General features: G+C 71.2%; 25 protein-coding genes. 13 read left to right on the top strand and 12 right to left on the bottom strand.

Translation table 11 applies throughout. The features are described 5' to 3' along the window. Window positions 1-515: 515 nt before the first annotated feature. Window positions 516-1,475 (bottom strand): tetratricopeptide repeat protein, encoded by a 960-nt coding sequence (locus ACFPA8_RS06710; RefSeq protein WP_386443725.1) that lies wholly within the window; start codon window positions 1,473-1,475, stop codon window positions 516-518. Between the two features lie 187 nt (window positions 1,476-1,662). On the opposite strand from ACFPA8_RS06710, the gene ACFPA8_RS06705 reads away from it, so the two are divergent. Next, on the top strand, window positions 1,663-2,343 hold the full coding sequence (locus tag ACFPA8_RS06705) for a TetR/AcrR family transcriptional regulator (protein WP_386443722.1): 681 nt from the start codon (window positions 1,663-1,665) through the stop codon (window positions 2,341-2,343). 82 nt (window positions 2,344-2,425) lie between these two features. Here the strand turns inward: ACFPA8_RS06705 and ACFPA8_RS06700 are convergent, their stop codons facing one another. From ACFPA8_RS06700 to ACFPA8_RS06685, 4 genes are all read right to left on the bottom strand, one after another. Further along, window positions 2,426-3,703, bottom strand: coding sequence for an APC family permease (locus tag ACFPA8_RS06700; RefSeq protein WP_386443719.1), 1,278 nt, complete (start codon window positions 3,701-3,703; stop codon window positions 2,426-2,428). A 105-nt stretch (window positions 3,704-3,808) separates the two neighbouring features. After that, window positions 3,809-5,509 carry an acyl-CoA mutase large subunit family protein gene (locus tag ACFPA8_RS06695; RefSeq protein ID WP_386443716.1) on the bottom strand — a complete coding sequence of 567 codons (1,701 nt, stop codon included), beginning with the start codon at window positions 5,507-5,509 and terminating at the stop codon, window positions 3,809-3,811. A gap of 114 nt (window positions 5,510-5,623) precedes the next feature. Further along, window positions 5,624-5,965, bottom strand: a complete 342-nt coding sequence (locus ACFPA8_RS06690) for a DUF3817 domain-containing protein (protein ID WP_386443713.1) — start codon at window positions 5,963-5,965, stop codon at window positions 5,624-5,626. A 77-nt stretch (window positions 5,966-6,042) separates the two neighbouring features. After that, window positions 6,043-6,567: a MarR family winged helix-turn-helix transcriptional regulator gene (locus ACFPA8_RS06685; RefSeq protein ID WP_386443711.1), complete on the bottom strand. Its 525-nt coding sequence runs from the start codon at window positions 6,565-6,567 to the stop codon at window positions 6,043-6,045. Window positions 6,568-6,757: 190 nt separating this feature from the next. Here ACFPA8_RS06685 and ACFPA8_RS06680 point away from each other — a divergent pair, with 190 nt between their 5' ends. After that, the gene (locus ACFPA8_RS06680; protein WP_386444681.1) at window positions 6,758-7,687 is read left to right on the top strand and encodes a GNAT family N-acetyltransferase; all 930 of its coding nucleotides are present in this window, start codon (window positions 6,758-6,760) and stop codon (window positions 7,685-7,687) included. A 12-nt stretch (window positions 7,688-7,699) separates the two neighbouring features. On the opposite strand, the gene ACFPA8_RS06675 is transcribed toward ACFPA8_RS06680, so the two are convergent. Beyond that, window positions 7,700-9,037, bottom strand: coding sequence for an MFS transporter (locus tag ACFPA8_RS06675; RefSeq protein ID WP_386443708.1), 1,338 nt, complete (start codon window positions 9,035-9,037; stop codon window positions 7,700-7,702). 75 nt (window positions 9,038-9,112) lie between these two features. Here ACFPA8_RS06675 and ACFPA8_RS06670 point away from each other — a divergent pair, with 75 nt between their 5' ends. Then, window positions 9,113-10,126, top strand: coding sequence for an ArsR/SmtB family transcription factor (locus ACFPA8_RS06670; protein WP_386443705.1), 1,014 nt, complete (start codon window positions 9,113-9,115; stop codon window positions 10,124-10,126). Between the two features lie 10 nt (window positions 10,127-10,136). Here the strand turns inward: ACFPA8_RS06670 and ACFPA8_RS06665 are convergent, their stop codons facing one another. Together ACFPA8_RS06665 and ACFPA8_RS06660 are read right to left on the bottom strand one after the other, a co-directional pair. Further along, on the bottom strand, window positions 10,137-10,430 hold the full coding sequence (locus ACFPA8_RS06665) for an MTH1187 family thiamine-binding protein (RefSeq protein ID WP_386443702.1): 294 nt from the start codon (window positions 10,428-10,430) through the stop codon (window positions 10,137-10,139). Further along, complete coding sequence (locus ACFPA8_RS06660) at window positions 10,427-10,807, bottom strand: DUF3817 domain-containing protein (RefSeq protein WP_386443699.1); 381 nt, start codon at window positions 10,805-10,807, stop codon at window positions 10,427-10,429. Before ACFPA8_RS06660 ends, ACFPA8_RS06665 begins: the two co-directional genes overlap by 4 nt. 94 nt (window positions 10,808-10,901) lie before the next feature. Between ACFPA8_RS06660 and ACFPA8_RS06655 the strand changes: the two genes are divergently transcribed. Genes ACFPA8_RS06655 through ACFPA8_RS06640 form a run of 4 tightly spaced genes read left to right on the top strand, consistent with a single transcriptional unit; the run spans window position 10,902 to window position 13,487 of the window. Beyond that, window positions 10,902-11,540: an AIM24 family protein gene (locus tag ACFPA8_RS06655; protein ID WP_386443696.1), complete on the top strand. Its 639-nt coding sequence runs from the start codon at window positions 10,902-10,904 to the stop codon at window positions 11,538-11,540. Continuing rightward, window positions 11,540-12,190: an AIM24 family protein gene (locus tag ACFPA8_RS06650; RefSeq protein WP_386443694.1), complete on the top strand. Its 651-nt coding sequence runs from the start codon at window positions 11,540-11,542 to the stop codon at window positions 12,188-12,190. The genes ACFPA8_RS06655 and ACFPA8_RS06650 overlap by 1 nt, the downstream gene beginning before the upstream one ends. Beyond that, window positions 12,187-12,963, top strand: a complete 777-nt coding sequence (locus tag ACFPA8_RS06645; RefSeq protein ID WP_386443691.1) for an AIM24 family protein — start codon at window positions 12,187-12,189, stop codon at window positions 12,961-12,963. The genes ACFPA8_RS06650 and ACFPA8_RS06645 overlap by 4 nt, the downstream gene beginning before the upstream one ends. A gap of 47 nt (window positions 12,964-13,010) precedes the next feature. Next, on the top strand, window positions 13,011-13,487 hold the full coding sequence (locus ACFPA8_RS06640; RefSeq protein WP_386443689.1) for a MarR family winged helix-turn-helix transcriptional regulator: 477 nt from the start codon (window positions 13,011-13,013) through the stop codon (window positions 13,485-13,487). A 264-nt stretch (window positions 13,488-13,751) separates the two neighbouring features. Here the strand turns inward: ACFPA8_RS06640 and ACFPA8_RS06635 are convergent, their stop codons facing one another. Beyond that, on the bottom strand, window positions 13,752-15,152 hold the full coding sequence (locus tag ACFPA8_RS06635; RefSeq protein WP_386443686.1) for a sensor histidine kinase: 1,401 nt from the start codon (window positions 15,150-15,152) through the stop codon (window positions 13,752-13,754). Continuing rightward, window positions 15,145-15,810, bottom strand: a complete 666-nt coding sequence (locus ACFPA8_RS06630; RefSeq protein ID WP_386443683.1) for a response regulator transcription factor — start codon at window positions 15,808-15,810, stop codon at window positions 15,145-15,147. Before ACFPA8_RS06630 ends, ACFPA8_RS06635 begins: the two co-directional genes overlap by 8 nt. 115 nt (window positions 15,811-15,925) lie before the next feature. Here ACFPA8_RS06630 and ACFPA8_RS06625 point away from each other — a divergent pair, with 115 nt between their 5' ends. Beyond that, window positions 15,926-16,681 (top strand): PepSY domain-containing protein, encoded by a 756-nt coding sequence (locus ACFPA8_RS06625; RefSeq protein WP_386443680.1) that lies wholly within the window; start codon window positions 15,926-15,928, stop codon window positions 16,679-16,681. Between the two features lie 101 nt (window positions 16,682-16,782). On the opposite strand, the gene meaB is transcribed toward ACFPA8_RS06625, so the two are convergent. Next, a complete protein-coding gene (meaB, locus tag ACFPA8_RS06620; RefSeq protein WP_386443677.1) occupies window positions 16,783-17,772 on the bottom strand; it encodes a methylmalonyl Co-A mutase-associated GTPase MeaB in 990 nt (329 codons plus the stop codon). Between the two features lie 101 nt (window positions 17,773-17,873). After that, window positions 17,874-19,091 carry an acetyl-CoA C-acetyltransferase gene (locus ACFPA8_RS06615; protein WP_386443674.1) on the bottom strand — a complete coding sequence of 406 codons (1,218 nt, stop codon included), beginning with the start codon at window positions 19,089-19,091 and terminating at the stop codon, window positions 17,874-17,876. A gap of 205 nt (window positions 19,092-19,296) precedes the next feature. Between ACFPA8_RS06615 and mce the strand changes: the two genes are divergently transcribed. The 5 genes from mce to ACFPA8_RS06590 all read left to right on the top strand — a co-directional run bounded on the left by mce (window position 19,297) and on the right by ACFPA8_RS06590 (window position 26,437). Next, on the top strand, window positions 19,297-19,758 hold the full coding sequence (gene mce / locus ACFPA8_RS06610) for a methylmalonyl-CoA epimerase (protein ID WP_386443672.1): 462 nt from the start codon (window positions 19,297-19,299) through the stop codon (window positions 19,756-19,758). A 168-nt stretch (window positions 19,759-19,926) separates the two neighbouring features. After that, the gene (gene scy / locus ACFPA8_RS06605) at window positions 19,927-23,271 is read left to right on the top strand and encodes a polarized growth protein Scy (protein WP_386443669.1); all 3,345 of its coding nucleotides are present in this window, start codon (window positions 19,927-19,929) and stop codon (window positions 23,269-23,271) included. Window positions 23,272-23,395: 124 nt separating this feature from the next. After that, window positions 23,396-24,349 (top strand): coiled-coil domain-containing protein, encoded by a 954-nt coding sequence (locus ACFPA8_RS06600; protein WP_386443666.1) that lies wholly within the window; start codon window positions 23,396-23,398, stop codon window positions 24,347-24,349. Window positions 24,350-24,707: 358 nt separating this feature from the next. Continuing rightward, window positions 24,708-25,664 (top strand): ABC transporter ATP-binding protein, encoded by a 957-nt coding sequence (locus ACFPA8_RS06595; protein WP_386443663.1) that lies wholly within the window; start codon window positions 24,708-24,710, stop codon window positions 25,662-25,664. A 2-nt stretch (window positions 25,665-25,666) separates the two neighbouring features. Continuing rightward, the gene (locus tag ACFPA8_RS06590; protein ID WP_386443660.1) at window positions 25,667-26,437 is read left to right on the top strand and encodes an ABC transporter permease; all 771 of its coding nucleotides are present in this window, start codon (window positions 25,667-25,669) and stop codon (window positions 26,435-26,437) included. Window positions 26,438-26,496 lie beyond the last annotated feature (59 nt).

Below are 26,496 nucleotides of genomic sequence, written 5' to 3'. Positions count from 1 at the left end.
AGTACGTCACGTCCGAGCTGTCGGCGATCACCCCCGAGCGACAACCACTGGCCACGCTCACGCGCAACCTGCTTTGTTCGGACAGGCTCTGCCAGTTCGGCGGAGACCCCCCTGCCCGGAAGACCGGCGGTGGTACTGGATGGGGCTCAAGCTTGCTTGCCGGTCTGCTCGGTGGGGATCCAATGCCTGCGGTGCGCCGAATGGTTGCCGGGCTGCGGGCAATGGACCGAGCTTGGCCGATCGTGGTCCATCCGAAGGCTGCGCACAAGGGGGTGCGTTACCAGCGAGTAACGGCCAGATAACTGGACGGCGGCCGATCAGCATAGAGCAGACACACAGGGTCGTCACCCCCCGGGCACGTGACCTGGAATCAACCCGGACATCAACGGCCAAAGACCGCCTCATCACTTACTACGAGTAACAGCGACTGCGTTTACCAAAGTTTGGTAAAACACAGCCGCTGTTGTCGCTAAAACAATGTGTCGTGACGGTGCGTATGTGAACCTGCGCGCCGCTCAGAACAGCACGCGAGCCAGTGCGCTACGCGCAGTGACTACCCGCGGGTCTTCGGCGCCAATCACCTCGAACAGGTCCAACAGGCGCACACGTGCAGCTTCCCGGTCGTCTCCCGAAGTCCTCTTCACCGTCTCCACAAGACGTCCGAACGCGTCCTCGACGTGACCGCCCGCCATGTCCAGGTCCGCCGCACGCAGTTGAGCCTCGACGTCACCGGGACGGTCCGCCGCGTCCTTGCGCACCTGCTGCGCGTCGAGCCCCTGCACGCGGCGCAGAAGTTCGGCCATGGCCAGGCCGACCCGGGCCTCGACGTTGCCGGGGTCTCCCGTCAGCACGTTCTGGTACGCCTGGACCGCGCCGTTCAAATCACCCGCGTCCAGGGCCTGCTGAGCCGCGACGAGTGCCGGGTCCTCCGGCGCCTCGGGCGCCTGGGCCGGCTGCTCCGCGTCGTCGCCGGCGACTCCCTGCAGACCGGTGATGCCGAAGCGCTCCTCGGAGACCTGGATCAACTGGTCGAGGGTCTGGCGGATCTGCGCCTCCGGGGCCGCCCCCTGGAAGAGCGGCAGCGCCTGCCCGGCGACCACGGCGAACACCGCGGGGATGCCCTGCACGCCGAACTGCTGCATCAGCATCTGGTTCTTGTCGGCGTCGATCTTCGCGAGCAGCACGCGCCCGGCGTACTCCCGCGTCAGCCGCTCCAGCACCGGCGAGAGCTGCTTGCACGGCTCGCACCACTCGGCCCAGAAGTCGATGACCACGGGCACCTCGGCGGAACGCTGGAGCACCTCCGCCTCGAAGCCCGCCTCGTCGACATCGATCACCAGACTCACCGGGGCGTCGGCTCCGCCCCGTTCGGCGGCAGCGGCCCTTGCCTGCTCCGCCTTCTGCTTGGCCTCTCCGGCCGCCTTCACCGCGGAGAGGTCGACCGCTCCGCTCATGGACATGTTGCGTGGCTGCATGGGTCCAGTCTCCCCCTTTCCCGCAGTACTGTGTGCCGAGTCCCCACCCGGCCGCTGGTCGTCGCACCGGAAGTTCCCCGTTCCGATACGTTCCGTAGCGTATCCCTTGCGCCCCCTGGTGACGCAAGCCCCCGCGGGGAGGCACCCGTTGTTCCCCGCGGCATTCGGGCCGATATGGTCTGGCGCCATGCCGTCCCCCGCCCCCACACCCCGCCGCGTCGGCAGGCCGCGCAGCGCCCAGGCCGACGCCGCCATCATGGACGCGACCCGTGCGGCGCTCGTCGAGGTCGGGTGGGGCAAGCTCACGATGGGGTACGTCGCCGCGCGCGCCGGAGTGGCGAAAACCACCCTCTACCGGCGCTGGCCGAACAAGGGCGAACTCGTCGTGCACGCGGTCGCCGCCCTCTTCGACGAGCTGGAGCTGCCGGACCGGGGCAGCCTGCGGGGAGACATCGAGGGCGTGGTGATCTCCTTCGCCAGGATGCTTCAGCGCCCCGAGACCAACGCCTCCCTCATGGCCGTCGTCGCCGAGTCCACCCATGACCCGCTGCTGCGGGAACACATCAGGGAAGCGATCGTCGACCGGCAGAAGCACCTCGTCCTGCAGGGGCGCGAACGGGCCCAGGCGCGCGGGGAACTGCCGCCGGACGCCGCCAGTTCGGAGGAGAACGAGCGGCTGGTCGATCTGATCTTCGACGTCATCGCGGGAGCGGTGGTGCACCGCACGCTCGTCAGTGCCGAACCGGTGGACGAGCAGTGGGCGGAGGCGTTCACGACGCTTCTGCTGCACGGCCTGGTCGCTGCGTCCGCGCCCCGCGGCCGCGGCGAGGGCGGCTCCGAGGGCGGCTACCAGGACGGCTCCGCCTGAGGAGCCCGCGCCCCCGCCGTCCCCCGTTCGGCCGTTCCCGCCGTCTCGCCGTCTCGCGCAGCCCCGCCGTCTCGCGCCGTCCTCAGCGGCGGTCCGCCGCCAGAGCGCGCCGCAGTCCGTGGACGGCTCCGAGGGCGGCCAGTACGGCGCTCCCCGCGAGGACCGCCGGCAGAGGGAGGGCGAAGGCCAGCGCCAGGCACCCGGCCAGTCCCACGGCGGGGACGACGCGGCGACGGCGGCCTTCGGCCGAAGTGAGCGTCCACGCCGAGGCGTTGGCGATCGCGTAGTAGACCAGCACTCCGAAGGACGAGAAGGCGATCGCACCCCGCACGTCCGCCGTGGCCGCCAGTACGGCCACTGCCGCCCCGACGACGAGGTCGGCGCGGTGCGGCACCCGGAAGCGCGGGTGCACGGCCGCCAGCGCCCGCGGCAGATGCCCGTCCCGGGCCATCGCCATCACCGTCCGTGAGACGCCCAGGACGAGGGCGAGCAACGCACCGAGGGCGGCGACCACGGCACCGGCGCGCACGGTCTGCGCCAGACCGGGCACTCCGGCAGCGGCGGCCGCGTCGCTGAGCGGCGCGGCCGTACGCGCGAGTCCCGCGGGTCCCAGCATCGCCAGGGCCGTGACGGCGACGGCGACGTAGACGCCGAGCGCGATGCCCAGCGCGAGGGGAACGGCCCGGGGAATGGTGCGCGCCGGGTCGCGCACCTCCTCGCCGAGCGTGGTGATGCGGGCGTACCCGGCGAAGGCGAAGAAGAGCAGGCCGGCCGCCTGGAGTATTCCCGTGAAGCCGGCGTCCGGGCCGCCGCCGATCCGTGCCGCGTCCGCCCGTCCGGAGGCGAGCGAGGCGACCACGACCGCCGCGAGCACGGCGAGGACGACGGCGACGACGGCACGGATGAACCAGGCGGACTTCTGAACTCCCGCATAGTTCACGGCAGTCACGGCGACCACGACTCCGCAGGCCACCGCGTGCATCTCGCCGGGCCAGGCGTAGGAGCCGACGGTCAGCGCCATCGCCGCGCACGAGGCCGTCTTGCCGACGACGAAGGCGCATCCCGCGAGGTAGCCCCAGAACTCTCCGAGCCGCTCCCGGCCGTAGACGTACGTACCGCCCGCGGCCGGATACCGCGCGGCCAGCCGCGCGGAGGACGTCGCGTTGCAGTAGGCCACCACGGCAGCAGCCGCCAGACCCCACAGCAGGCCGGACCCTGCGGCGCCGGAGGCGGGCGCGAGCACGGCGAAGATCCCGGCGCCGAGCATCGCCCCGAGGCCGACCACGACGGCGTCCGGAACGCCCAGCTCCCGCCGCAGTTGCGGCTGTCCCTCCACGGAGCCGCCCGGTGGCTCCCTCATGGCCGGCTCCTCAAGGTACGGGGCAGTTGCCGGCCGCCATTCTGACGGACAGCGCAACTGCCGGGCACGGCGGGGAGCCGGCCGTGGAAGGACGGAACCGTCGGGTCAGAAGACCGGCGGCTCCGTGTACACGCCCCACTCGTCCCGCAGCGCGCCGCAGATCTCGCCGAGGGTGGCCTCGGCCCGTACCGCGTCGAGCATCGGCTCGATCATGTTGGCCTCGCCGCGCGCCGCCTCCATCATCCTGCCGAGCGCCGCGGAGACGGCTGCGTCGTCGCGCTTCTCGCGGCGGCCGCCCAGTGCGCGTACCTGGTCGTGCTCCACCTCGTGGCTCACCCGCAGGATCTCCAGGTCGCCGGTGACCGAGCCGTGGTGGCAGTTGACGCCGACGACCTTCTTGTCCTCCTTCTCCAGCGCACGCTGGTACGTGAACGCGGCCTCGGCGATCTCGCCGGTGAACCAGCCGTCCTCGATGCCGCGCAGGATGCCCGAAGTGATCGGCCCGATGGGGTGGTTGCCGTCCGGGACCGCCCGGCGTCCGCGCTCCTTGATCTGCTCGAAGATCTTCTCGGCGTCGGCCTCGATGCGGTCGGTGAGCGCCTCGACGTACCACGAACCGCCCAGCGGATCGGCGACGTTGGTGACGCCGGTCTCCTCCATCAGCACCTGCTGGGTGCGCAGCGCGATCTCGGCGGCCTGCTCGCTGGGCAGGGCCAGCGTCTCGTCGAGTGCGTTGGTGTGGAGGGAGTTGGTGCCGCCCAGCACGGCCGCCAGCGCCTCCACGGCGGTGCGTACGACGTTGTTGTAGGGCTGCTGCGCGGTCAGCGAGACGCCGGCTGTCTGGGTGTGGAAGCGCAGCCACTGCGCCTTCTCACTCACCGCCCCGTACTCGTCGCGCATCCAGCGGGCCCAGATCCGGCGTGCGGCACGGAACTTGGCGATCTCCTCGAAGAAGTCGACGTGGGCGTCGAAGAAGAAGGACAGGCCGGGCGCGAAGGTGTCGACGTCCAGGCCGCGGCTGAGGCCGAGTTCGACGTAGCCGAAGCCGTCCGCCAGGGTGTACGCCAGCTCCTGTGCCGCCGTGGAGCCCGCCTCCCGGATGTGGTAGCCGGACACCGAAAGCGGCTTGTAGGCGGGGATGTTGCGGCTGCAGTGCTCCATCAGGTCGCCGATCAGCCGCAGATGGGGCTCGGGCTGGAAGAGCCACTCCTTCTGTGCGATGTACTCCTTGAAGATGTCCGTCTGCAGAGTGCCGTTGAGCACGCCCGGGTCGACGCCCTGCCGTTCCGCAGCGACGAGGTACATGCAGAAGACGGGCACCGCGGGACCGGAGATCGTCATCGACGTGGTGACGTCGCCGAGGGGGATGCCGGAGAAGAGCACGTCCATGTCGGCGGCGGAGTCGATGGCAACCCCGCAGTGTCCCACCTCGCCGAGCGAGCGGGGGTCGTCGGAGTCGCGCCCCATGAGCGTCGGCATGTCGAAGGCCACGGACAGGCCGCCGCCGCCCGCCTCCAGGATCATCTTGTAACGCTCGTTGGTCTGCTCGGCGTTGCCGAAGCCCGCGAACTGGCGGATGGTCCAGGTGCGGCCCCGGTATCCGGTCGGATACAGACCGCGCGTGAACGGATACTCGCCGGGCCAGCCGATCCGCTCGAAGCCCTCCACGGTGTCGCCGGGGCGCGGACCGTACACGGGGTCGACGGGGTCGCCGCTGAGCGTCGTGAAGTCGGCGTCCCGCTTGCGGGCGGCGTCGTACCGGGACTGCCAGCGGCGCCGGCCCTCTTCAATCTCGTGTGCGTCCATACACTCGAATTTACTTGGACGTCCTAGTAATTGTCGACCGAGGGGCCGTGCGGACGGGCTGAACAGCAGTGACGGGTGAGACGGCCGGGAGCGGAGCCGGAGCGGCTGCCTGCGTTACGCCTTCGCGGGGGCGGTGCGGTCGTCCCGGCCGTCCTCGACCAGCGGCATGACCTCGCGTACGACCTTGCGCTCGACGAAGAAGGCAGCGGTCGGGATCGTCCCGGAGACCAGCACCCAGAGCAGCTTCCCGAAGGGCCAGCGTGCCTTCTGGCCCAGGTCGAAGGCGAAGACCAGATAGACGATGTACAGCAGCCCGTGGGCCTGGGAGACCATGAAGGTGATCTCCTCGCCGGTGCCGAAGCCGTACTTGAAGATCATGCAGGTGCACAGGACGAGCAGCATCACAGCGGTGATGTAGGCCATCACCCGGTAACGGGTCAGCACGGACTTCTTCATGGGACGAGCGTAGCGGTGCGTTCCGCATCGCCTCACAGCACCCCGGGCATACGCCGCCCGGCGCCGAGCCCCGCTTCCTACTCCTCCGAGGAGCCGTCGTCGGTGAAGTCCTCGGCGGAGATCCGGAGCGGCCTGAGCATCGAGAAGATCTCTCCGCACTCCTCCGCGTCGTACACGCTCAGCCCGAAGTCCACGGCCATCAGCTCGCGCGTCGCGGCCTCGCACACCTCGCGGCCCTTGCCGGTGATGGAGGCGAGGGTTCCGCGACCGTCGTCGGGGTTGGGGCGCTTGGCGACGAGCCCCGACTTCTGCAGCCGGTCGACCGTGTTGGTGACCGAGGTGGGGTGAACCATCAGACGCTCGCCGATCTTGGACATCGGCAGCTCTCCCGCCCGCGAGAACGTCAGCAGCACGAGCGCCTCGTAGCGGGCGAAGGTCAGCCCGTACGGCTTGACCACCGCGTCGACCTGGGCCAGCAGGATCTGCTGCGCACGCATGATCGAGGTGATCGCGGCCATGGACGGGACCGACCCCCACCGTCGCTTCCAGAGCTCGTCGGCGCGAGCGATGGGATCGAAGGTCAGACTGAGCGGCTTGGACACGCCATAGACCCTAGTGGGCGCTCACATGCCGGCCATAGCCGTCTCACGAGGCGGGCGCTTCCCGGGCCCGGGCCCGGGCGGCCGGGCACGCGCGGGGCGAGGTGGAGCGGATCGGGGCGGGGCGAGCGGGGCGGGGCGGGGAAAAACGGTTGTGCCCGCACAGGGCCGTCCCGAAGGTGGCGGCATGCACATGCCCCTCATGGTGAGACCGGCCGTCCCCGGGGACGCACCCGTCATATGCGAGCTGCTCAACACCGTCGACGTCGCCGAGACGGGCGCCCCGGAAACCGACCTGCGGACGGTCGCGAACGACCTCGGCCACCCGCAGGCGGATCTGGCCCGGAACTCGTGGCTCGCGTTCCACGGCGGCGAACTGGTCGCCTACGGCCTGCTGTGGAACGACTCCAGTGCCGAGCGCGTCGACACCGACCTCTACGTACGGCCGGGACACCAGGGTGCCGGCGGGCGACTGCTCGGGCTGATGGAGGCGCGAGCCGTGGAGAGCGCCGCGGGGACCGGCGCGGATCATGCCGTCGTCCATCTCACGCTGGCGGCCGCCACCACTGTGGACACCGCCGAGCTGAGGGAGCGGGGGTGGCGGACCGTACGCCGCCACAACGTCCTCACGCGCCCGCTGTCCGCCGCGGAGGACACCGCTCCCCCGGCCCCGGGCGGGCTGACCCTCCGGGACTGCCGGGACGAGTCGGACCGCCGCCGTGCCCACGAACTCGTCGAGGAGACCTTCGCCGATCACTTCGGCCACCATCCGCGCGGCTACGAGGAGTGGCTGCACGATCTGGGAGAGGGCATGGACTGGTCGCTCGTGTGGATCGCCGCGCTGGACGGCCTGGGCGACGTGGCCGTGGTCCTCACACGCGACGACCGCTCGGCCATGGCCTGGATCCGCAACCTGGGCGTCCGGGCGCCCGCCAGAGGCCGGGGCCTCGCGAGCCATCTCCTGCGGCACGCCTTCGGCGTCTACGCCGCGCGCGGACGGGAGAGGATCGGCCTCGGCGTGGACACCGCGAACGCGACGGGCGCCCTGCGGCTCTACACCGCGCACGGGATGACGCTCCACTTCGCCGCCGACACGTGGGAGGTGACCCTGCCCGCCACGTGACGTCCCGCGGCGTCACGCCCGTCCCGTCCGGCCGCGGGGCCGTGCGGCGACCGGGTTCCCCGGCAGGGTCCGCGCCGCCCGCACCGCACGTACGGCCGCCAGGACCGCACCCGTCCCGAGAACCCCGGCACCCACGACCACCCAGTGCGGCGGCGCGAATTCGGCGGCGACGCCTCCGGCCGCCATGCCCAGGCCCTGCACCGTCATCAGGCCGGACGACATGACGGTCATGGCACGGGCCCGCAGCTCCTCCGGCACGGCATCGATGAACCACTGGTCGAGACCGAGGGTGTACGCGAGGCCCATGCCCGCGGCGAGAAGCGCACCCAGCGCGAGGAACAGGCCGGGGCGCAGCGCGAAGAGCAGGAAGGGCAGCAGCAGACTGCCGGCGAGCGGCAGCACGAGCCGCTCACGGGCCGCGGGCTTCAGCAGTCCGCCGGCGGCCAGTTCGGCTGTGACCCCGCCCACCGGCATCGCCGCCAGCAGGAGCCCCACTCCGACGGGGCCGGCTCCGATCTCGGCGGCGTAGGGCGCCGCCAGCCCCTCCGGGACGACGACGAAGGCGGGCGGCAGCCAGCACAGTGCCAGAAGCCCCCGGATTTTGCGGTCGGCGAGGAGAGCACGGGTTCCCCCGCGTGTCCGCCCGCCCGCCGGCGACCGCCCCGTGGCGGCGTTCCGGCCGGCGCGGCCCCGCCCGGGGGAAGTCCCCAGCCGCAGCAGGACGGCGGATGCGAGGAATCCCCCCACGGTCAGCAGCAGCGCGCCCTGCGGGCTGAGCACCAGCAGCAGCAGACCTGCCGCGGCGAAGCCCGCGATCTGGGCGGCCTGCGCGGAGATCCTGATGAGCGAGCGTCCGAGCACGAAGGTGTCCCCCGCCAGGAACTCGCCGAGTCCGGCCGCCCTCACCCCTGCGAACAACGGCTGCACGAAGGCGGACACGGCCCGCAGCGCCAGCAGCCCGGCCACCGGCATGCCCGGCAGCAGCATGGCCCCGACGCACGCCGCGCAGACGAGATCGCAGCCGACGAGCACAGGACGGGACGGGAACCGCTCGGCGACCGGTGCCAGCAGTGCGCCGCCGAGCGCATGCGGAAGGAATCCCATCGCGAAGGTGAGGGCGGACAGCAGCGGAGAGCCGGTGCCGGTGTACACCAGCACCGGCAGGGCGACATGGGACACGACGCCCCCCAGCAGGGAGAGCACGTGGGCGGCGAAGACGAAGCGGAACTCCCGCACCCGGAACACAGCCCGATAGCCCTTGCCGGGGTGGACGGGACCGGCTCCCCCGTGGTGCCCACCGGACTGCGGCCGGGGGCCGGCGGTGTCTTCGTGACCGGTACGGGACGGCATGCGGGGAGCCTGTCGCGGCCCGCCGCGCACCTCTACTCTTTCGGCACCGGCCGAATCACGGATCAGGGAGAAGCCATGCCTCTGCATCTCCAGTTCGGCACCGAAGACCTGCTGCGCTGCCGGTTCGCCGTCTCACCGCTGTGCGAGACGCACGAGGCCGTGCGTACGCTGCGGCGCACCGAGCGGCACGGCTACCACCTGCCGTGGCTCCGCAGGATCCACTCCGCCGTGAGCGGGATCGATCTCGCACCTCTCTGGCTGCTGATGCCGCAGCACGGGGGCTACACACCGGACTTCCTCGGCCCGCCCGCCCTCGAATCCGGCAGCGCTCCGGCCGGATTCGGGGAGGAGTTGGAGCGCGTCCGCGGTACCGACCCCTCTCTGGCCCACGCGGAACTCGTCCGCTCACTCGCGAGCACGCCCGGCGCCGCCCGGTCCGCCCGCGGCCGGGCGATGCTGGACGACCCGGCCCGTGCCGTACAGGAACTGGCGGACCTCACCGAACGGGCCTGGCGGGCGCTGATCGCCCCGGACTGGCCGCGGCTGCGGGACCTGCTGGAGGCCGACATCGCCTACCGCGCGCGGCAGTTGGCGGAAGGGGGCCTGGAGCGGCTGTTCGCGGATCTGCATCCCCGGCTGTCGTGGAGCGAGGGCACCCTGTCCGTGCGTACCGGCTACCGCGAGCTGCTGGTGCAGGAGTTGCGCGGACGCGGGGTGCTGCTGATGCCCAGCGTCTTCGTGTGGCCGGACGTGGTGAGCGGCTTCGCCCCGCCCTGGCAGCCGGCCGTCATCTACGCCGCGCGGGGCGTGGGCAACCTGTGGCAGCGGCCCACCGCCGGTTCCGCACAGGCACTTGCGCGGCTGCTCGGGGCCAACCGGGCAGCCGTACTGAGCGCGCTGGACGACCCGGCGTCGACGACGGCGCTTGCCGCCCGTCTGGAGCTCGCGCCGTCGTCGGTCTCCGCGCACCTCACATCGCTCCGCGACGCGGGGCTGCTGACTTCGCGCCGTGTACGCCACCAAGTGCTCTACGAGCGCACGGCGCTGGGCATCGCGCTCCTCTCCGGAGGCGCCCCGTCCGGGAGGTGACGGAAGGTGCTCAGCCCGAGAGGTGACGCTCGACCGACTCCACCTTCGAGGTGAGTCCGTCCGTCACGCCATGCCGGATGTCGGCCTTGAGGACGAGCGATACGCGCGGTGCGCGCTCCTCCACGGCCGCCACCGCCTTCCGTACGACCTCCATGCAGGCGTCCCAGTCGCCTTCCAGGGAGGTGAACATGGCGTCGGTCCGGTGCGGCAGACCGGAGTCGCGGACGACGCGTACGGCGTCCGCGACGTAGTCGCCCACGTCCTCACCCACACCGATCGGTGTCACGGAGAAGGCGACGATCATGACTCGGCCGCGCCCGCGTTCTGCTCCTTGCGCGCGCGGGCGGCGATGACGCCCGCCTCTCCCTCACGCCTGAGCTGCCTGTCGGCGAAGAAGCCGCCGGCGGGCAGCACGGAGAGCACGAACAGCAGCGCCGCACGGCCGAGCGGCCACCGCACCCTGTTCCAGGCGTCCGCCCAGAACAGGACGTAGAGGACGAAGAGCGCGCCGTGCACGGCTCCGAGGACCGGCACGGCGTTGAACTCGGTCGTCCGCTTCAGCACGGACGCGACGAGCAGCAACAGGAAGGAGATCGCCTCGGGGGTCGAGACCAGACGGAGACGGCGCAGTGCGGAGACCGACTTCGGCGGGAGACCGGTGGGGTTTTCCAGGATGGCCACGGCAGATCCTCGATCGTTTGTGAAGGGAAGCACAAGCGCTGGCCATTGTGGCAGCCCCTGCCCTCACCCGCCCAGCCCAGGGTAGGTTTCGCACGTGGCTCAGTTCCGACTTCACAGCGCCAGAGTGCTCGCCGTCTCCATGAACGGCGACTCCGTAAAGGCCAAGAACGGGTCGATGGTCGCCTACGACGGCCAGATGGCCTTCAAGAAGCTGTCCGGCGGCGGCGAGGGCCTGCGCGGGATGGTGACCCGGCGCCTCACCGGCGAGCAGATGACGCTCATGGAGGTGAAGGGGCAGGGGACGTGCTACTTCGCCGACCGCGCGAGCGACATCAACCTGGTCCGGCTCGACAACGAGACCCTGCACGTCGAGGCCAGCAACCTGCTCTGCGCGGAGGCGGGTCTGCGCACCGGCACGACCTTCACCGGTCTGCGCGGAGCCTCGCAGGGCACCGGCCTGTTCACCACCACGATCGAGGGGACCGGGCAGGCCGCCCTGATGTCGGCGGGCACCGCCGTGGTGCTGCGCGTCACCCAGGGCATGCCGCTGCAGGTGGACCCGGGGGCGTACATCGCGCACCAGGGCGATCTCCGGCAGAACTTCCAGACCGGTGTGAACTTCCGCACCCTCATGGGCGAGGGCTCCGGGGAGTCCTTCCAGATCCGTTTCGAGGGCGACGGGCTGGTCTACGTGCAGCCCAGCGAGCGCAACACGTTGGGGGGCGATGTGTGATGCCGTTCCGCGAGATCGGCTCGAAGATGGTCGAGGCCCAGGTGATGCCGGGGCAGCGGATGTTCAGCCAGCGCGGCGCCATGATCGCCTACAAGGGCGACGTCCGCTTCACGCCCAACATGCAGGGCGGGCAGGGCGGTCTGATGAACATGATCGGGCGGCGCGTGGCGAACGAGGCGACGCCGCTGATGACCGTCGAGGGCCAGGGAACGGTCATGTTCGGGCACGGCGGTCACCACGTCGAGGTGATCAACCTGGACGGCGACACCCTCTGCGTCGAGGCCGACCGGCTGCTCGCCTTCGACGGGACGCTGGAGCAGGGCACGCTCTTCCTCGGCTCGGACGGCGGCGTGATGGGCATGGTGCGCGGACAGGTCAGCGGCCAGGGCCTGTTCACGACGACGCTGAAGGGCAAGGGCGCGGTCGCGGTCATGGCGCACGGCGGCATCATCCAGCTGCCCGTCACCCCCGCCGGTCCGGTGCACGTCGACCCGCAGGCCTATGTGGCCCACCACGGCGACGTGCGCAACAAGCTGTCCACCGCCCTGGGTTGGCGGGACATGGTGGGCCGCGGCTCGGGTGAGGCCTTCCAGCTCGAACTCTCCGGGAACGGCGTCGTGTTCGTACAGGCAAGTGAGGAGAAGCTGTGACCACCGCACCGCAGATCCTGGACGTCAGGACGCTGCCGTCGAACGACAACGTCAACAGCTACACCTTCTGCGTCGACCTGAACGGGCAGTGGTTCCTGCAGAAGGGCAAGATGATCGCCTACTACGGGCAGATCGACTTCAACGGCGTGGGCCACGGCCACCTCGACCGGCTCGTCGCGACCAGCTTCCACTCACCACTGCACGCCGCGGACTGGGTCGTCGCCGAGGGCAGCGGCAAGATGCTGCTCGCCGACCGCGCCTTCGATGTCAACTCCTACGACCTGGAGGACGGCAACCTCACGGTGCGCTCCGGCAACCTGCTGGCGTTCGAACCGACGCTGTCCCTGAAGCAGTCGATCATTCCGGGCTTCCTGACGCTCATCGGAACGGGCAAGTTCGTGGCCGCCTCCAACGGCGAGGTGCACTTCGTCGAGCCGCCCGTGCGGGTCGACCCGCAGGCCCTCGTCGGCTGGGCGGACTGCCCCTCGCCCTGCCACCACTACGACCACGGCTACCTCAAGGGCGTACTCGGCGGCATCCGGGCCATGACGGGCATCGGCGGAGCCTCCGGCGAGGAGCACCAGTTCGAGTTCGTCGGGGCGGGCACAGTGCTCATCCAGTCCACGGAGGTGCTGATGGCCGAGCAGGCGACGGGTGCTGTCCCGCACGAGGAAGGCGTACCGGGCGGCGGCCCGCACGGCGGGCAGCAGGGGGGCCGGACTCCGCAGCTGCCCGGCCAGCTGGGCGGCCTCCAGAGAAGGTTCGGGCTATGAGCACATCCGTACGGTCTTCGGACAAGCCCTGGGTAAAGTCTCCTGGTATGGACCCCGACAACGGCACCCGCTGGCTCACCGAGGACGAGCAGCGGGCGTGGCGCATCCATCTGGACGTCAACCGCCTGCTCATGTACCAGCTGGAGCGCGATCTCCAGCCGTTCGGCCTGACCATGAACGACTACGAGATCCTGGTCAACCTCTCCGAGTCCGACGGGCACCGGATGCGGATGAGCGACCTCGCGGCCGCGACGCTCCAGTCCAAGAGCCGCCTCTCCCACCAGATCACCCGCATGCAGAAGGCGAACCTTGTCCGCCGGGAGAGCTGCGAGTCGGACAAGCGCGGCCTGTTCGCCGTACTCACCGAGGAGGGGTGGGCCACGATGCGCAGCGTCGCCCCCCATCACGTCGCCTCGGTCCGGCGCCACTTCATCGACCGGATGTCGCCGGAGGACCTGGAGCACCTCTACGAGACCCTGCGGCCCGTCGCGGAGAAACTGCGCATCGAACGGGGCCGCCTATAGGCCCTGTCTGACAAATCTCGCCTTGCTCGCGACGACTGGCACGCACATCCTCCCCCGCTTCGCGGGAGGTGCCCCCAGCGTTGTCGCATCGACCGAGTAGCCCACTACGAGGACGATCCTCCGCCTTGCGGCTGCACGCACCATCCGTCGCGAGCACCGCCTGCGGCGGACGACGCCATTTGTCAGACAGGGCCGAGCGCTCCGACGGCGGCGGTCCGGCCGCTCGGGTCGCCTTGGGTGCTGACCCCGGCCTCCCCGGCGGGTTCAGCCTTCCGCCGCCGGCAGACGCAGCACGAAACGGGCGCCCTCGACGACGCTCAGCGTCCCGCCGTGCCGGGTCGCCACATCCCGGGCGATCGCGAGTCCGAGGCCGGCGCCGCCCTCGTCGCGGCTGCGGGCGTCGTCCAGCCGCACGAACCGCTCGAAGATCCGCTCCCGTTCGGACTCGGGGACGCCGGGCCCGTCGTCGGACACCTCCAGCTCCATCCAGCGGCGTCCCTCCCGCACCGTCTCGCGTACGGTCACCGTCACCTCCGACGCGGCGTGACGCTGCGCGTTCTGCAGCAGGTTGACCACCACGCGCGTCAACTGGCCCCGAGACCCGGCGACTTCACCCTCCGCGGTCTCCCCGAGCCGGACGGGATGCGGCCCGTGCTCCTGCTGCGCCAGCTCCTCCCGCACGAGCGCGCCCAGCGCGACACGGCCTTCGCCCGGACGCTCCCCGGCGTCGAGGCGGGCCAGGAGCAGCAGGTCGGTCGCGAGGTCCTGCAGCCGCACGGTGTCCTCGACCGCCCCGTCGACGTCCAGCAGATCGGGGTGTGCCGCGCCCACTTCGAGCTGCGTACGCAGGGAGGCGATGGGGCTGCGCAGCTCGTGCGACACGTCGGCGACGAACTGCCGCTGGCGCTCCACGGAGGACTCCAGAGCGGCGAGTGTCTCGTTCGTCGTACGGGCCAGGCGGGCCACTTCGTCACGGGCGTCCGGTTCCGGGACCCGCCGCGAGAGGTCGGTGCTGGCCGTGATCCCGGCCATCTCCCTCCGGATGCTCTCGACGGGACGCAGGGCGCGCCTCGTCACCAGCCACGTCACGCCCCCGACGACGAGCAGCAGACCCGGCAGTCCGAGGAGCATCGACCGAGTGACGGAGGAGACCGCTTCCTGCTGGTCCTTGAGGGAGGAGCCCGCGTAGACCGTGACGGGTGTGCCGTCCCGTGTGAGGGTCTGCACGGCGACGACGGTGAACTCGCCCGTCTCCGAGGTGTCCTCGTCCGCGGGGAGCCTGAGGGTCTTCTCCTCGGTGTCGCCGTCGACCTCGGCGTCCTCCGCGTCCTCCGCGTCGTCGGCCTCGGCCCGGTTGAAGCCGGCGATCGGGCCGCGTCCCCGGAGCGTCTCGCCCGCCCCGAGGACCTTTCCGCCCGGTGCGACGACCTGCACCGGTTCGTCCGTGTCGTCGTCGAGCCCGTCGAGCTCCCGCACCTGCCGTGCGTCGGCGCCGGAGACCTGCGCAGCGACCTGGCGGGCCCTGGACTCGGCCTGCAGCCGGGCGTTGTCGGCCAGTCCGCCGCGCAGCACCGCCACCACCGCGATGCCCGCCGCGACCAGCGCGACCGCCACGACGAGGGTCGCGCCCAGCGCCGCTCGCGTCCGTACCGAACCCCTACGCACCGGCGTCCACCAGCCGGTATCCGGCGCCGCGCACCGTGGCGATCCACTCCGGGCCGAGCTTGCGGCGCAGTGCGCTGATGTAGACCTCGACGATGTTGACGTCGCCCTCGTACGCGAAGTCCCAGACGTGCTCCAGGATCTCCGACTTCGAGGCGACGTCCCCCGCCCGCACGGCGAGGTGCTCGAGCACCGCGAACTCCTTCGCGGTGACCACCACCTGCCGCTCGCCCACCGTGACCTGCCGGCTGCCCGGGTCGACGGTCAGGGCGCCGAGCCGCAGCACCGTCCGCGCCCCGCGCGTACGTCTGCGCAGCAGGGCCCGTACCCGGGCGAGCAGCACGACGTAGGAGAAGGGCTTGGTCAGGTAGTCGTCGGCTCCGGTGTCCAGCCCCTCGGCCTCGTCGTACTCGCCGTCCTTGGCGGTCAGCATCAGGACGGGGGTCTCGTCACCGGCGGCCCGCAGAGCGGCGCAGACGCGGTAGCCGTTCATGCCGGGCAGCATGATGTCGAGCACGATCAGGTCGTACTCGCCCTCGGAGGCCCGGTGCAGCCCTTCGGTTCCGTCGTGCACGACGTCGACGGCGAAGCCCTCGGCTGTGAGTCCCCTGGCGAGCGACCGGGCGAGCCGCTGCTCGTCCTCCACGATCAGCAAGCGCATGGGGTCCACTCTCCCCCATCCCACCTGAAGTGATCTTCAGGTGGCTTCAGGCTGCGTTCAGGGTCCGCCCTCCACGGTGGGACACACATCGAAACCCACTCGGGAGGAACCGACCATGAAGCGCAAGATCGCCATCGCCACGGTCACCGCCGCCGCCCTGATCGGCACGGGCACGCTCTCCGCCGCGGCCTTCGCGGACGACGGCGAGCAGCAGCGCTCCGCGGGCATCGTCCAGGTCCAGGACCGGGACGACAAGGACGACAAGGACGACCGCGACGACCGCGACGACCGCGACGACCGCGACGACCGCGACGACCGCGACGACCGCGACGACGACAAGCGTGAGGCCGCCTCCGCTCGCGTCGACGCGTCGGAAGCGGCAGCCGCAGCCCTGAAGGCCGTGCCCGGCACCGTCACGGGTATCGACCTGGACGAGGGCAGGAACGGCCCCGTCTGGGAGGTCGACGTCACCGAGGGCGGTTCGTCCCACGAGGTCACGCTCGACGCCAGGACAGGGAAGGTGCTCGGCGACGCCGAGGGCGGCGAGGAGGACGCGGACGACACCGTCCCCTCCGGCCTGAAGGTCTCCGCGGCCGACGCGGCGGAGAAGGCCGCCGGCCAGGGCACCGTCACCTCGGTGGACTTCGGCGACGACGGCGACCGCGCGTGGGAGGTCGAGGTGACCGGCAAGGACAAGAAGGACTCCGAGCTGGTCGTGGACGCGCAGTCGGGCAAGATCGGTCAGCAGAAGTCGGACGACGACGGTGACGAGGACCAGGACGACGCCGACGACCGGGCCGAGAAGGACGACAGCGACAACGACAACAACGACGACGAAAACGACAGCGACAACGACAACGACGAAGACTGACCGGCCGGGCGGCGGCGTCCGTCCGGCGACCGGACCCTCCGAACGCGAAGGCGCCGGGGCTGCCGAAGCCCCGGCGCCTCTCGCGTTCGCGTGCGCACGCCTCAGTCCTGCACGCCTCGGGCCTGGCCCGCCGCGGCCCCCGCGACCCCCGCGACGAGCTCGTCGGCGGCGGCGTACGGATCGAGGGAGCCGCCGACGACCCGCTCGGCCAACGCGTCGAGCCGCTGCCCGCCCCTCAGCTCCCCCATGCGCTCCCGGAGCGCCGTCACCGCGATCGTCTCGATCTCGTGCGCCGCGCGCCGTGACCGCCGCTCCGCGAGTACGCCGCGCTCCTCCATCCACGCGCGGTGCTTCTCCAGGGCCTCGACGACCTCGTCCACGCCCTCGCCCCGTGCCGCGACCGTCTTGACGATGGGCGGACGCCAGTCGCCCGGCGACCGGGCCTCTCCGAGGCCCAGCATGTGGTTGAGTTCGCGGACCGTGGCGTCAGCACCCTCCCGGTCCGCCTTGTTGACGACGTACACGTCACCGATCTCGAGGATGCCCGCCTTGGCGGCCTGGATCCCGTCCCCCATCCCCGGTGCGAGGAGAACGACGCTCGTGTCTGCCTGTGCCGCGATCTCCACCTCGCTCTGGCCCACACCGACCGTCTCGACGAGGACGATGTCGCACCCTGCCGCGTCCAGTACCCGGACGGCCTGCGGTGCCGCCCAGGCGAGACCGCCCAGGTGCCCGCGGGTGGCCATGGAGCGGATGTAGACGCCGGGGTCGGAGGCGTGCTCGCCCATCCGCACCCGGTCGCCCAGCAGCGCACCGCCCGAGAAAGGCGACGAGGGGTCGACGGCGAGGATCCCCACCCGTCGCCCCGCCCGCCGGTACGCGCCGACCAGCGCCGATGTGGACGTGGACTTGCCGACTCCGGGCGATCCTGTGAGGCCCACGACGTAGGCGTTGCCGCAGAGCGGAGCCAGCGCAGCCATGACCTCGCGCAGCTGCGGCGACGCCCCCTCCACGAGGGAGATCAGCCGGGCCACGGCCCTCGGCCTTCCCTCTCTCGCCTGTTCCACCAGCGTGGGGACGTCTGCCGCCATGCCTGTCGCGCTCCTCGCTTCTCGTGCTGCGGACCTCGGGCCGGGGCCCGGCGGCCGGTGCCCACAGGTGGGCCCGGCTGCCGGAGCTGCCCGGCGAACGCCTACTTGCCGGGAACCCGGAGCACCAGCGCGTCGCCCTGTCCGCCCCCGCCGCACAGCGCTGCGGCACCGGTTCCGCCGCCCCTGCGGCGCAGTTCCAGCGCCAGGTGGAGCACGATACGGGCGCCGGACATGCCGATGGGGTGGCCGAGGGCGATCGCGCCACCGTTCACATTCACCTTTTCGGTGCTGACACCGAGGTCCTTCATTGACTGCACGGCGACGGCTGCGAACGCCTCGTTGATCTCGATCAGGTCCAGATCGGCGGGGCTCAGCCCGCCCTCCTCCTTCGACAAGGCGTGCTGGATCGCCCTGGAGGGCTGCGACTGGAGGGAGTTGTCCGGTCCGGCGACGTTCCCGTGCGCGCCGATCTCCGCGAGCCATTCCAGGCCCAGCTCCTCGGCCTTGGCCTTGCTCATGACGACGACCGCTGCGGCGCCGTCGGAGATCTGGGAGGCCGAACCGGCGGTGATGGTCCCGTCCTTCGCGAAGGCGGGGCGCAGCTTGCCCAGCGACTCGGCGGTGGTCTCGCCCCGGATGCCCTCGTCGTGGCTGAAGACCACGGGGTCGCCCTTGCGCTGCGGAATCTCGACCGGCGTGATCTCGGCGTCGAAGAGGCCGTTCTTCTGGGCGGCGGCGGCGCGCTGGTGCGACAGCGCCGCGATCTCGTCCTGCTCGGGACGTGCGATGCCGAGCCGCGTGTTGTGCTTCTCCGTGGACTCGCCCATGGCGACGTTCTCGAAGGAGTCGGTCAGCCCGTCGTGGGCCATGGCGTCGAGCATCTGGACGGCGCCGTACTTGTAACCCTCGCGGGACTTCGGCAGCAGGTGCGGGGCGTTGGTCATCGACTCCTGGCCGCCGGCGACCACGATGTCGAACTCCCCCGCGCGTACGAGCTGGTCGGCCAGCGCGATCGCGTCCAGGCCGGAGAGGCAGACCTTGTTGACGGTCAGTGCCGGCACGTTCATCGGAATGCCCGCCTTGACGGCGGCCTGGCGCGCCGGGATCTGCCCCGCCCCGGCCTGGAGCACCTGCCCCATGATCACGTACTCGACCTGGTCGCCGCCGATCCCCGCACGGTCCAGCGCCGCCTTGATGGCGAACCCGCCCAGGTCTGCGCCCGAGAAGGACTTGAGGGAGCCGAGCAGCCGCCCCATGGGGGTGCGCGCCCCGGCGACGATCACGGAGGTGCCGGACGTACGTGCTGCCGTACCAGTCATGAAGTTCAGATCCCTTCCTGAGGGTCCCTCCGAAGCCCGGAGCTCCTGGGGTGTGTCCCCCGGATCGCGAGGTGCAGAGGGGGAAGTTAACGAGGGTTAAGGGCCCACCGCCAATGTACTGAGCGGTACGGTCCCGGGTCACCGGTCAGCGGGTGTGACCGTGCGCACGTTGCGTAACCAGGCGGTGAGGCGCTGCACTGGGGAAATGCTGACGCGTATCGACCACATCGGGATCGCCTGCTTCGACCTTGACAGGACCGTCGACTTCTACCGTGCCACGTACGGCTTCGAGGTCTTCCACACCGAGGTCAACGACGAGCAGGGCGTACGTGAGGCCATGCTCCGCATCAACGGGACGGACGACGGCGGCTCGTCCTACATCCAGCTGCTCCAGCCCGTGCGGGAGGACTCCACCGTCGCCAAGTGGCTTGCCAAGAACGGGGAGGGTGTCCACCACATCGCCTTCGGCACCGCGGACGTGGACGCCGACGCGGAGGCGGCCCGGGAACGCGGCGTACGCGTTCTGTACGACGAGCCGCGCAGGGGTTCGATGGACTCCCGCATCACCTTCCTGCACCCCAAGGACTGCCACGGCGTCCTCACGGAGTTGGTGACCGCTGCCGGCTCATCGGCCTCCTCCGTCTCCTCGGCATCCACGGACCACTGACGCCCGCTTCTCAGCCCGGTAGAGTGACCACTCGGCCGGGGCGGGGCCTCCGCACCTCCCGAGGGAGGATCCGGGCTGGGGATCCGGCCCGATTTCCGCCGATGATCTGACACCATTCCACGAGGGGTCAGTTCACCAAGACGACCAGGGGACGGATGGGACCGCGCAGTGCGGGGCTACGACCGCTACGAGGCTGACGACCACCTCTCGCAGTTCGAGGCCGAGATGGAGCGGCTGAAGAAGGAGCGGGAGAAGGCCGTCGACCATGCCGACGACCTCGGCTATCAGGTCGAAGTGCTGCGCGCCAAGCTGCACGAGGCGCGCCGCGCTCTTGCCACGCGCCCAGCCGGATACGACAACCTCTCCCAGCAGGCCGAGGCCCTGCTCCGCAACGCCCAGTTGCAGGCGGACCAGATGCGGGCCGACGCCGAGCGCGAGCTGCGCGACGCCCGGATGGAGACGCAGCGGCTCCTGCAGGAGCGCGCCGAGCAGCAGTCCCGGCTGGAGTCGGAGCTGCACGCCGAGGCCGTACGCCGCCGGCAGCAGCTGGACCAGGAACTCTCGGAACGCCGCTCGACCGTCGAGTCCCACGTCAACGAGAACGTCGCCTGGGCCGAGCAGCTGCGCGCCCGTACCGAACAGCAGGCGCAGCGCCTCATGGAGGAGACGCGCGCCGAGACGGAACGCGCCCTCGCCCAGGCCCGCGAAGAGGCTCAGCGCCACGCCGAGGAGACCCGCAACAGGCTGAACTCGGAGGCCGACCAGGCACGTGCCGAGGCGGACTCGATCCTGCGGCGGGCCCGCGCGGAGGCCGAGCGGCTGCTCAGCGCCGCCTCCACGCAGGCGCAGGAGGCCAGCGAGCACGCCGAGCAGCTGCGCAGCTCGACCACCACCGAGTCCGAGTCGTCCCGCCGTGAGGCCGCCGACCTGGTACGGCGCGCGGGCGAGCGGATGCAGGAGGCGGAGGCCGCGCTGCGCGAGGCGCGCGCCGAGGCCGACCGGAAGCTCAACGAGGCGGCGGATGCCGCCGCGAAGCAGATCGCCGACGCCGAGGCCGACACCGAGCAGCGCACCCGGACCGCCAAGGGCGAAGTGGCCCGGATGGTCAGCGAGGCCACCAAGGAGTCGGAGGCCATCAAGGCCGAGGCCGAGCGGCTGCGCGAGGAGGCCAAGGCCGAGGCGGAGCAGGTCGTCGCGGAGGCCAAGGAGGAGGCCAGGTCCAGGTCGGCCGAGGAGTCCGCCAACAGGCTCGCGGAGGCGGCCCGTACGGCTGAGGACGTACTGGACAAGGCGTCCGAGGAGGCGAAGGCCACCACGCGTTCGGCGTCCGAGGAGGCCGAACGGGTCCGGCGCGAGGCCGAGGAGGAGGCCGCCCGGCTGCGCAACGAGGCGAGCAGCCTCGTGGAGGAGCTCGAGGGCGCCGCCAAGGACGACACCAAGGAGTACCGCGAGAAGACCGTCGAGCTCCAGGAGGAGGCCCGGCGGCTGCGGGACGAGGCCGAGCAGCTGCGCGCGGAGGCGATCGAGGAGGGCGAGCGCATCCGCGGCGAGGCCCGCCGCGACGCCGTCCAGCAGATCGAGGAGGCCGCGAACCGCGCGGAAGAGCTGCTGATCAAGGCCAAGGCCGACGCGGAGGACACGCGCAGCGACGCCGCCGCCGAGAGCGAGCGGGTCCGCACGGAGGCCATCGAGCGGGCGACGACACTGCGCCGTCAGGCCGACGAGGCGCTGGAGCGCGCCAACTCCGAGGCGGAGGAGCTGCGTTCCACGGCCGAGGAGCAGGCCCACCAGACGCGTACGGACGCCGACGAGGCGGGCCGCCGCGTCCGCGAGGAGGCCGAGCAGGCGGCCCGCGACCGCAAGGCGGAGGCCGCGGCGGAGCTGGAGCGGCTGCACGAAGAGGCCGAGGCCAAGCTCGAGAACGCCGAGCGTGAGCTGTCCGACGCCCGCTCCGAGGCCGAGCGGCTGCGCGAGGAGGCCCGTACCGAGACGGAGCGGCTGCGCTCGGAGGCGGCCGAGCGGCTGCGCACGCTGCAGGCGCAGGCCGAGGAGGACGCGGAGCGGCTGCGCTCGGAGGCGCACGCGGACGCCTCGCAGGCCCGCGCCGAGGGCGAGGCGCTGGCGGTGCAGCTGCGCAGCGACGCCGCGTCCGAGGCGGAGCGGCTGCGCGCCGAGGCCCAGGACACCGCCGACCGCATCCGGTCGGAGGCCAACGCGGCGGCGGAACGTACGAACGCGGAGGCCGCGGAGGCGCTCTCGGCGGCCCGCGAGGAGGCGGAGCGCAGGCGCCGCGAGGCGGCGCAGCTGCTCTCGGAGGCCCGCGAGGAGGCGCACCGGGAACGCCGCGAAGCACGCGAACAGAGCGACGAGTTGCTGGCCGCGGCACGGCAGCGGGTCGAGGACGCGCAGACCGAGGCGGCCCGCCTCGTGGAGGAGGCCGAGCGGCGCGCGTCGGACATGGTCGGCGCCGCCGAGGAGACGGCCCAGCAGGTGCGCGACTCCGTCGCCGGGCTGCACGAGCGGGCCGAGGAGGAGATCGCGCGCAAGCGCCTGTCGGCCGAGCGGACCGCGGCGGAGCTGCGCCAGGAGGCGCAGGAGGAGACCGAGGCCGCCAAGGCGATGGCGGAGACGACGGTCTCGGAGGCCCTGGAGGAGTCGGAACGCGCCCGTGCCGAGTCCGACCGGCTCCTCGACGAGGCGCGCGAGGAGGCCGCCCGGAGGCGCAACGACGCCGCCGCACAGGCCGACCGGCTGCTGGCGGAGGCCCGCGAGGAGGCGCGACGTACGCAGACCAGCGCCGAGGAGCAGGCCGACAGCATGGTCGGCGCCGCCCGCAGGGAGTCGGACCGGCTGGTCAGCGAGGCACGCGACGAGAGCCGCGACCTGGTGGAGAGGGCCCGCACGGACTCCAACACCATGCTGGAGGAGGCCCGCAGCGACTCCGCCGCGATCCGGGAGCGCACCGAGGAGCAGCGCGTCCGCGTCGAGCGCGAGATCGAGAGCCTGCACCAGCGTGCCCGCCGGGAGTCCTCGGAGGCGCTGCAGACCGCCGGAGAACGCTGCGACAAGCTGGTCAAGGCCGCGCAGGAGCAGCTGCGGGACGCCGAGGAGAAGGCGTCCCGGCTCGTGCGGGAGGCCGACAACGAGGCGAGCAACGTCCGTATCGCCGCGGTGAAGAAGGCCGAGGGCCTGCTGAAGGACGCCGAAACACGCAAGTCCGACATCCTGCGTGAGGCCGATCAGATCCGGGCGGAAGCGGAAGCTGAAGCTGAGCGTACGGTGGAGGCCGGCCAGCGCGAACTGGAGGTGCTGGAGCGGCGGCAGGAGAACATCAACGCCGAGATCTCCCGCGTGCAGGACGTGCTGGAGGCGCTGGAGTCGTTCGAGACGCCAGGTTCCGGCGGCGAAGGCGGCGGCAAGAAGGGCGCCGCCGACGCCGGATCAACCAACGGCGTCGCGGCGGGAGTTGGCGCAGGTACGACTCGGTCCGGTGGCAAGGATTCCGGGAGCTAGCCACTCGAACGAGCGCACATTCTCCAGATCAAACCCGCAATGGCTCGATGACACGCCGTCTTGGCCCCTAGGATTCCCCCTAACACTCCCCGTCTGATAACCCGTCTGACTCGACAGGAACCCCATGAGCGACACTTCCTCCCCCTTCGGCTTCGAGCTCGTGCGGCGTGGCTACGACCGCGGGCAGGTGGACGACCGCATCACGAAGCTCGTCGCCGACCGTGACAGCGCGCTGGCCCGCATCACCTCTCTGGAAAAGCGCATCGAGGAGCTGCACCTCGAGACGCAGAACGCCCAGGCACAGGTAAACGACGCCGAGCCGTCCTACGCGGGGCTCGGCGCCCGTGTCGAGAAGATCCTCCGCCTCGCCGAGGAGGAGGCCAAGGACCTGCGGGACGAGGCCCGTAAGGCTGCCGACCAGCACCGCGAGCTCGCCGAGGCCGCGGCCCAGCAGGTACGCAACGACGCCGAGGCGTTCGCCGCGGACCGCAAGGCCAAGGCCGAGGACGAGGGCGCACGCATCGTCGAGAAGGCCAAGGGCGAAGCGAGCGTTCTCCGTTCGGAAGCGGAGAAGGACGCACAGTCCAAGCGCGAGGAAGCAGACTCGCTCTTCGAGGACACCCGCGCCAAGGCGGCCCAGGCCGCGGCCGACTTCGAGACCAACCTCGCCAAGCGCCGCGAGCAGTCCGAGCGCGACCTCGCCTCCCGGCAGGCGAAGGCGGAGAAGCGGCTGGCGGAGATCGAGCACCGCGCCGAGCAGCTGCGCCTGGAGGCGGAGAAGCTGCGTACGGACGCGGAGCGCCGTGCCCGTCAGACGGTGGAGACCGCCCAGCGCCAGGCCGAGGACATCGTGGCCGACGCCAACGCCAAGGCCGACCGCGTCCGCAGCGAGTCGGAGCGCGAGCTCGCCGCACTCACCAACCGCCGCGACAGCATCAACGCGCAGCTCACCAACGTCCGCGAGATGCTGGCCACCCTCACGGGTGCGGCAGTCGCGGCGGCGGGCCAGGGCGCGGAGGACGCCGACTCCGACGAGGACTCGGCCTCGCGCAGCGTCCCCGCGCAGCAGTCCCGCTGACGGGTGTCGCCGATCTGTCCCTGACGTCCCCGCGACGTCCGTGAGACGGAAGACGGGACCGGGCCCGGCACCTGTTGGTGCCGGGCCCGGTCCCGTCTGCGTCCGGCTCCCCGCTCCGTCGGCGCCCCGGCGTGCTCCCGCGGCGCGGCTGAGACGCACGGCCGGAACGTGCCCCTCCGAGGGCTTGGCCGGAATGCGCGTGCCCGCGCGTCCTGGAACGGGGGTTTCCGTCCCTGTACGGGCCCCTCGCCGGGAGGGCCCGTAACGTGTGGAAGCGCCCCCTGGTCTGCTGGAAACGTTTCGTACGGAGCCTTCAAACGGACTGGCGGAGGGGCCTGCGCCCGCATAGCGTCGGTGCATGATTGAGCTGCGCGAGCTGACGAAGAGGTACGGAGACAAGACAGCGGTCGACCGTCTCACGTTCAGCGTGCGCCCCGGCATCGTCACGGGCTTCCTCGGACCCAACGGCGCCGGCAAGTCGACGACGATGCGGATGATGCTCGGCCTGGACAAACCCACCAGTGGGGACGTCCGGATCGACGGCAGGCGCTACGACCAACTGCGGGACCCGCTCAACTACATCGGGGCCCTGCTGGAGGCCAAGGCGGTGCACGGGGGCCGTACCGCCTACAACCACCTGCTGTGCATGGCGCAGTCCAACAACGTCCCGAAGAAGCGCATCGACGCCGTGCTGGACCTGGTCGGCCTGCGGGAGGTCGCCAGGAAGCGCCCGAAGGGCTTCTCCCTCGGCATGGGGCAGCGGCTGGGCATCGCCGCCGCCCTGCTCGGCGACCCGAAGATCCTGATGTTCGACGAACCCGTCAACGGCCTCGACCCCGAAGGCATCCACTGGATCCGCAACCTGATGAAACACCTCGCCTCCGAGGGTCGCACCGTCTTCGTCTCCTCCCACCTGATGAGCGAGATGGCGCTGACCGCCGAGCACTTGGTGGTCATCGGCCGCGGCAAGCTGCTCGCGGACACCTCGATGGCGGACTTCATCGCCGAGAACTCGCGCACCTTCGTGCGGGTACGCACGCCCGAGCCGGAGCGGATGCGGGACGTCCTGGCGAGCGTCGGCGTCATGCCCGTCTTCGAGCAGGACGGCGCGATGCAGGTGGAGGGGATGGAACCCGCCCAGATCGGCGAGATGGCCGCCTGGTACCGAGTCGTCCTGCATGAACTGAGCCCGCAGAAGGCGTCGTTGGAAGAGGCGTTCATGCAGCTGACGGCGGGATCCGTGGAATATCACGCGCATGAGCAGGGTCCCACGCCCGACGGGCGGAGCGGCCAGGCCGGCAGGAGGAGGCGTTAACGATGCCGCACACCACCCGGGTTCTACGGTCGGAGTGGACCAAGATCCGTTCCGTGCGCTCCACAGTGTGGACGCTGGCGACCGCCCTGACGGTGACGGTCGGTCTCTCCGCCCTCATCTGCGCCTTCACCGCTTCCCAGTTCGAGAAGCTCAGCAAGCAGGAGCAGCTCAACTTCGACGCCGTGCAGACGAGTTTCTCCGGCTCCGGCCTCGGACAGCTGGCGATGATCGCCTTCGGCGTGATGGTCGTCGCCGGCGAGTACAGCACCGGCATGATCCGCAGCTCGCTCGCCGCCGTGCCGCAGCGCACCGTCTTCCTCCTCTCGAAGGTCTTCGTCGCCGGGACGCTCGTCCTGGTGGTCGGGATGGCCACGAGCTTCCTGGCGTTCTTCGTCGGGCAGGCGCTGCTCGGCGAGCGCAGTGTCTCGATCGAGGACGAGGGCGTCCTGCGGGCCGTGCTCGGCGGCGGGGTCTACATGACGCTGATCGCGCTCTTCGCGATGGGCCTGAGCTTCGTGCTGCGCAGTCCCCTGCTGGCGTTCGCCATCCTGATGCCGTTCTTCTTCCTCATCTCCAACATCCTGGGGACCGTCGAAGCGACGAAGGAGTACGCCCAGTACCTGCCGGACCAGGCCGGCAAGACGGTGACCGCCGTGGTTCCGGAGTCGCTGAACCGTCCGTACGGGCCGTACGAAGGGCTGCTCATCATGGCCGCCTGGACGGTGGCCGCGCTCGTCGCGGGCTGGATCGTCCTGAAGCGGCGTGACGCCTGAATCGAGCATGAGCGGGCACCAACTGTCGTGTGACGCCTGGGGTTCGCAGCCCGCCGAAG

Source organism: Streptomyces ovatisporus (assembly GCF_042653885.1).
GTDB lineage: Bacteria > Actinomycetota > Actinomycetes > Streptomycetales > Streptomycetaceae > Streptomyces > Streptomyces ovatisporus.
Note: the sequence above shows the minus strand (reverse complement) of the source record. Positions and strands in the feature narration are given on the sequence as shown.

What these genes read in the sequence shown, in the direction of transcription:
- ACFPA8_RS06710 (WP_386443725.1), bottom strand. Translation starts at nt 1,475, where the DNA reads ATGCAGCCACGCAACATGTCCATGAGCGGAGCGGTCGACCTCTCCGCG.
- ACFPA8_RS06705 (WP_386443722.1), top strand. Translation starts at nt 1,663, where the DNA reads ATGCCGTCCCCCGCCCCCACACCCCGCCGCGTCGGCAGGCCGCGCAGC.
- ACFPA8_RS06700 (WP_386443719.1), bottom strand. Translation starts at nt 3,703, where the DNA reads ATGAGGGAGCCACCGGGCGGCTCCGTGGAGGGACAGCCGCAACTGCGG.
- ACFPA8_RS06695 (WP_386443716.1), bottom strand. Translation starts at nt 5,509, where the DNA reads ATGGACGCACACGAGATTGAAGAGGGCCGGCGCCGCTGGCAGTCCCGG.
- ACFPA8_RS06690 (WP_386443713.1), bottom strand. Translation starts at nt 5,965, where the DNA reads ATGAAGAAGTCCGTGCTGACCCGTTACCGGGTGATGGCCTACATCACC.
- ACFPA8_RS06680 (WP_386444681.1), top strand. Translation starts at nt 6,758, where the DNA reads ATGCCCCTCATGGTGAGACCGGCCGTCCCCGGGGACGCACCCGTCATA.
- ACFPA8_RS06675 (WP_386443708.1), bottom strand. Translation starts at nt 9,037, where the DNA reads ATGCCGTCCCGTACCGGTCACGAAGACACCGCCGGCCCCCGGCCGCAG.
- ACFPA8_RS06670 (WP_386443705.1), top strand. Translation starts at nt 9,113, where the DNA reads ATGCCTCTGCATCTCCAGTTCGGCACCGAAGACCTGCTGCGCTGCCGG.
- ACFPA8_RS06665 (WP_386443702.1), bottom strand. Translation starts at nt 10,430, where the DNA reads ATGATCGTCGCCTTCTCCGTGACACCGATCGGTGTGGGTGAGGACGTG.
- ACFPA8_RS06650 (WP_386443694.1), top strand. Translation starts at nt 11,540, where the DNA reads ATGCCGTTCCGCGAGATCGGCTCGAAGATGGTCGAGGCCCAGGTGATG.
- ACFPA8_RS06640 (WP_386443689.1), top strand. Translation starts at nt 13,011, where the DNA reads ATGGACCCCGACAACGGCACCCGCTGGCTCACCGAGGACGAGCAGCGG.
- ACFPA8_RS06630 (WP_386443683.1), bottom strand. Translation starts at nt 15,810, where the DNA reads ATGCGCTTGCTGATCGTGGAGGACGAGCAGCGGCTCGCCCGGTCGCTC.
- ACFPA8_RS06625 (WP_386443680.1), top strand. Translation starts at nt 15,926, where the DNA reads ATGAAGCGCAAGATCGCCATCGCCACGGTCACCGCCGCCGCCCTGATC.
- meaB (WP_386443677.1), bottom strand. Translation starts at nt 17,772, where the DNA reads ATGGCGGCAGACGTCCCCACGCTGGTGGAACAGGCGAGAGAGGGAAGG.
- ACFPA8_RS06615 (WP_386443674.1), bottom strand. Translation starts at nt 19,091, where the DNA reads ATGACTGGTACGGCAGCACGTACGTCCGGCACCTCCGTGATCGTCGCC.
- mce (WP_386443672.1), top strand. Translation starts at nt 19,297, where the DNA reads ATGCTGACGCGTATCGACCACATCGGGATCGCCTGCTTCGACCTTGAC.
- ACFPA8_RS06600 (WP_386443666.1), top strand. Translation starts at nt 23,396, where the DNA reads ATGAGCGACACTTCCTCCCCCTTCGGCTTCGAGCTCGTGCGGCGTGGC.
- ACFPA8_RS06595 (WP_386443663.1), top strand. Translation starts at nt 24,708, where the DNA reads ATGATTGAGCTGCGCGAGCTGACGAAGAGGTACGGAGACAAGACAGCG.
- ACFPA8_RS06590 (WP_386443660.1), top strand. Translation starts at nt 25,667, where the DNA reads ATGCCGCACACCACCCGGGTTCTACGGTCGGAGTGGACCAAGATCCGT.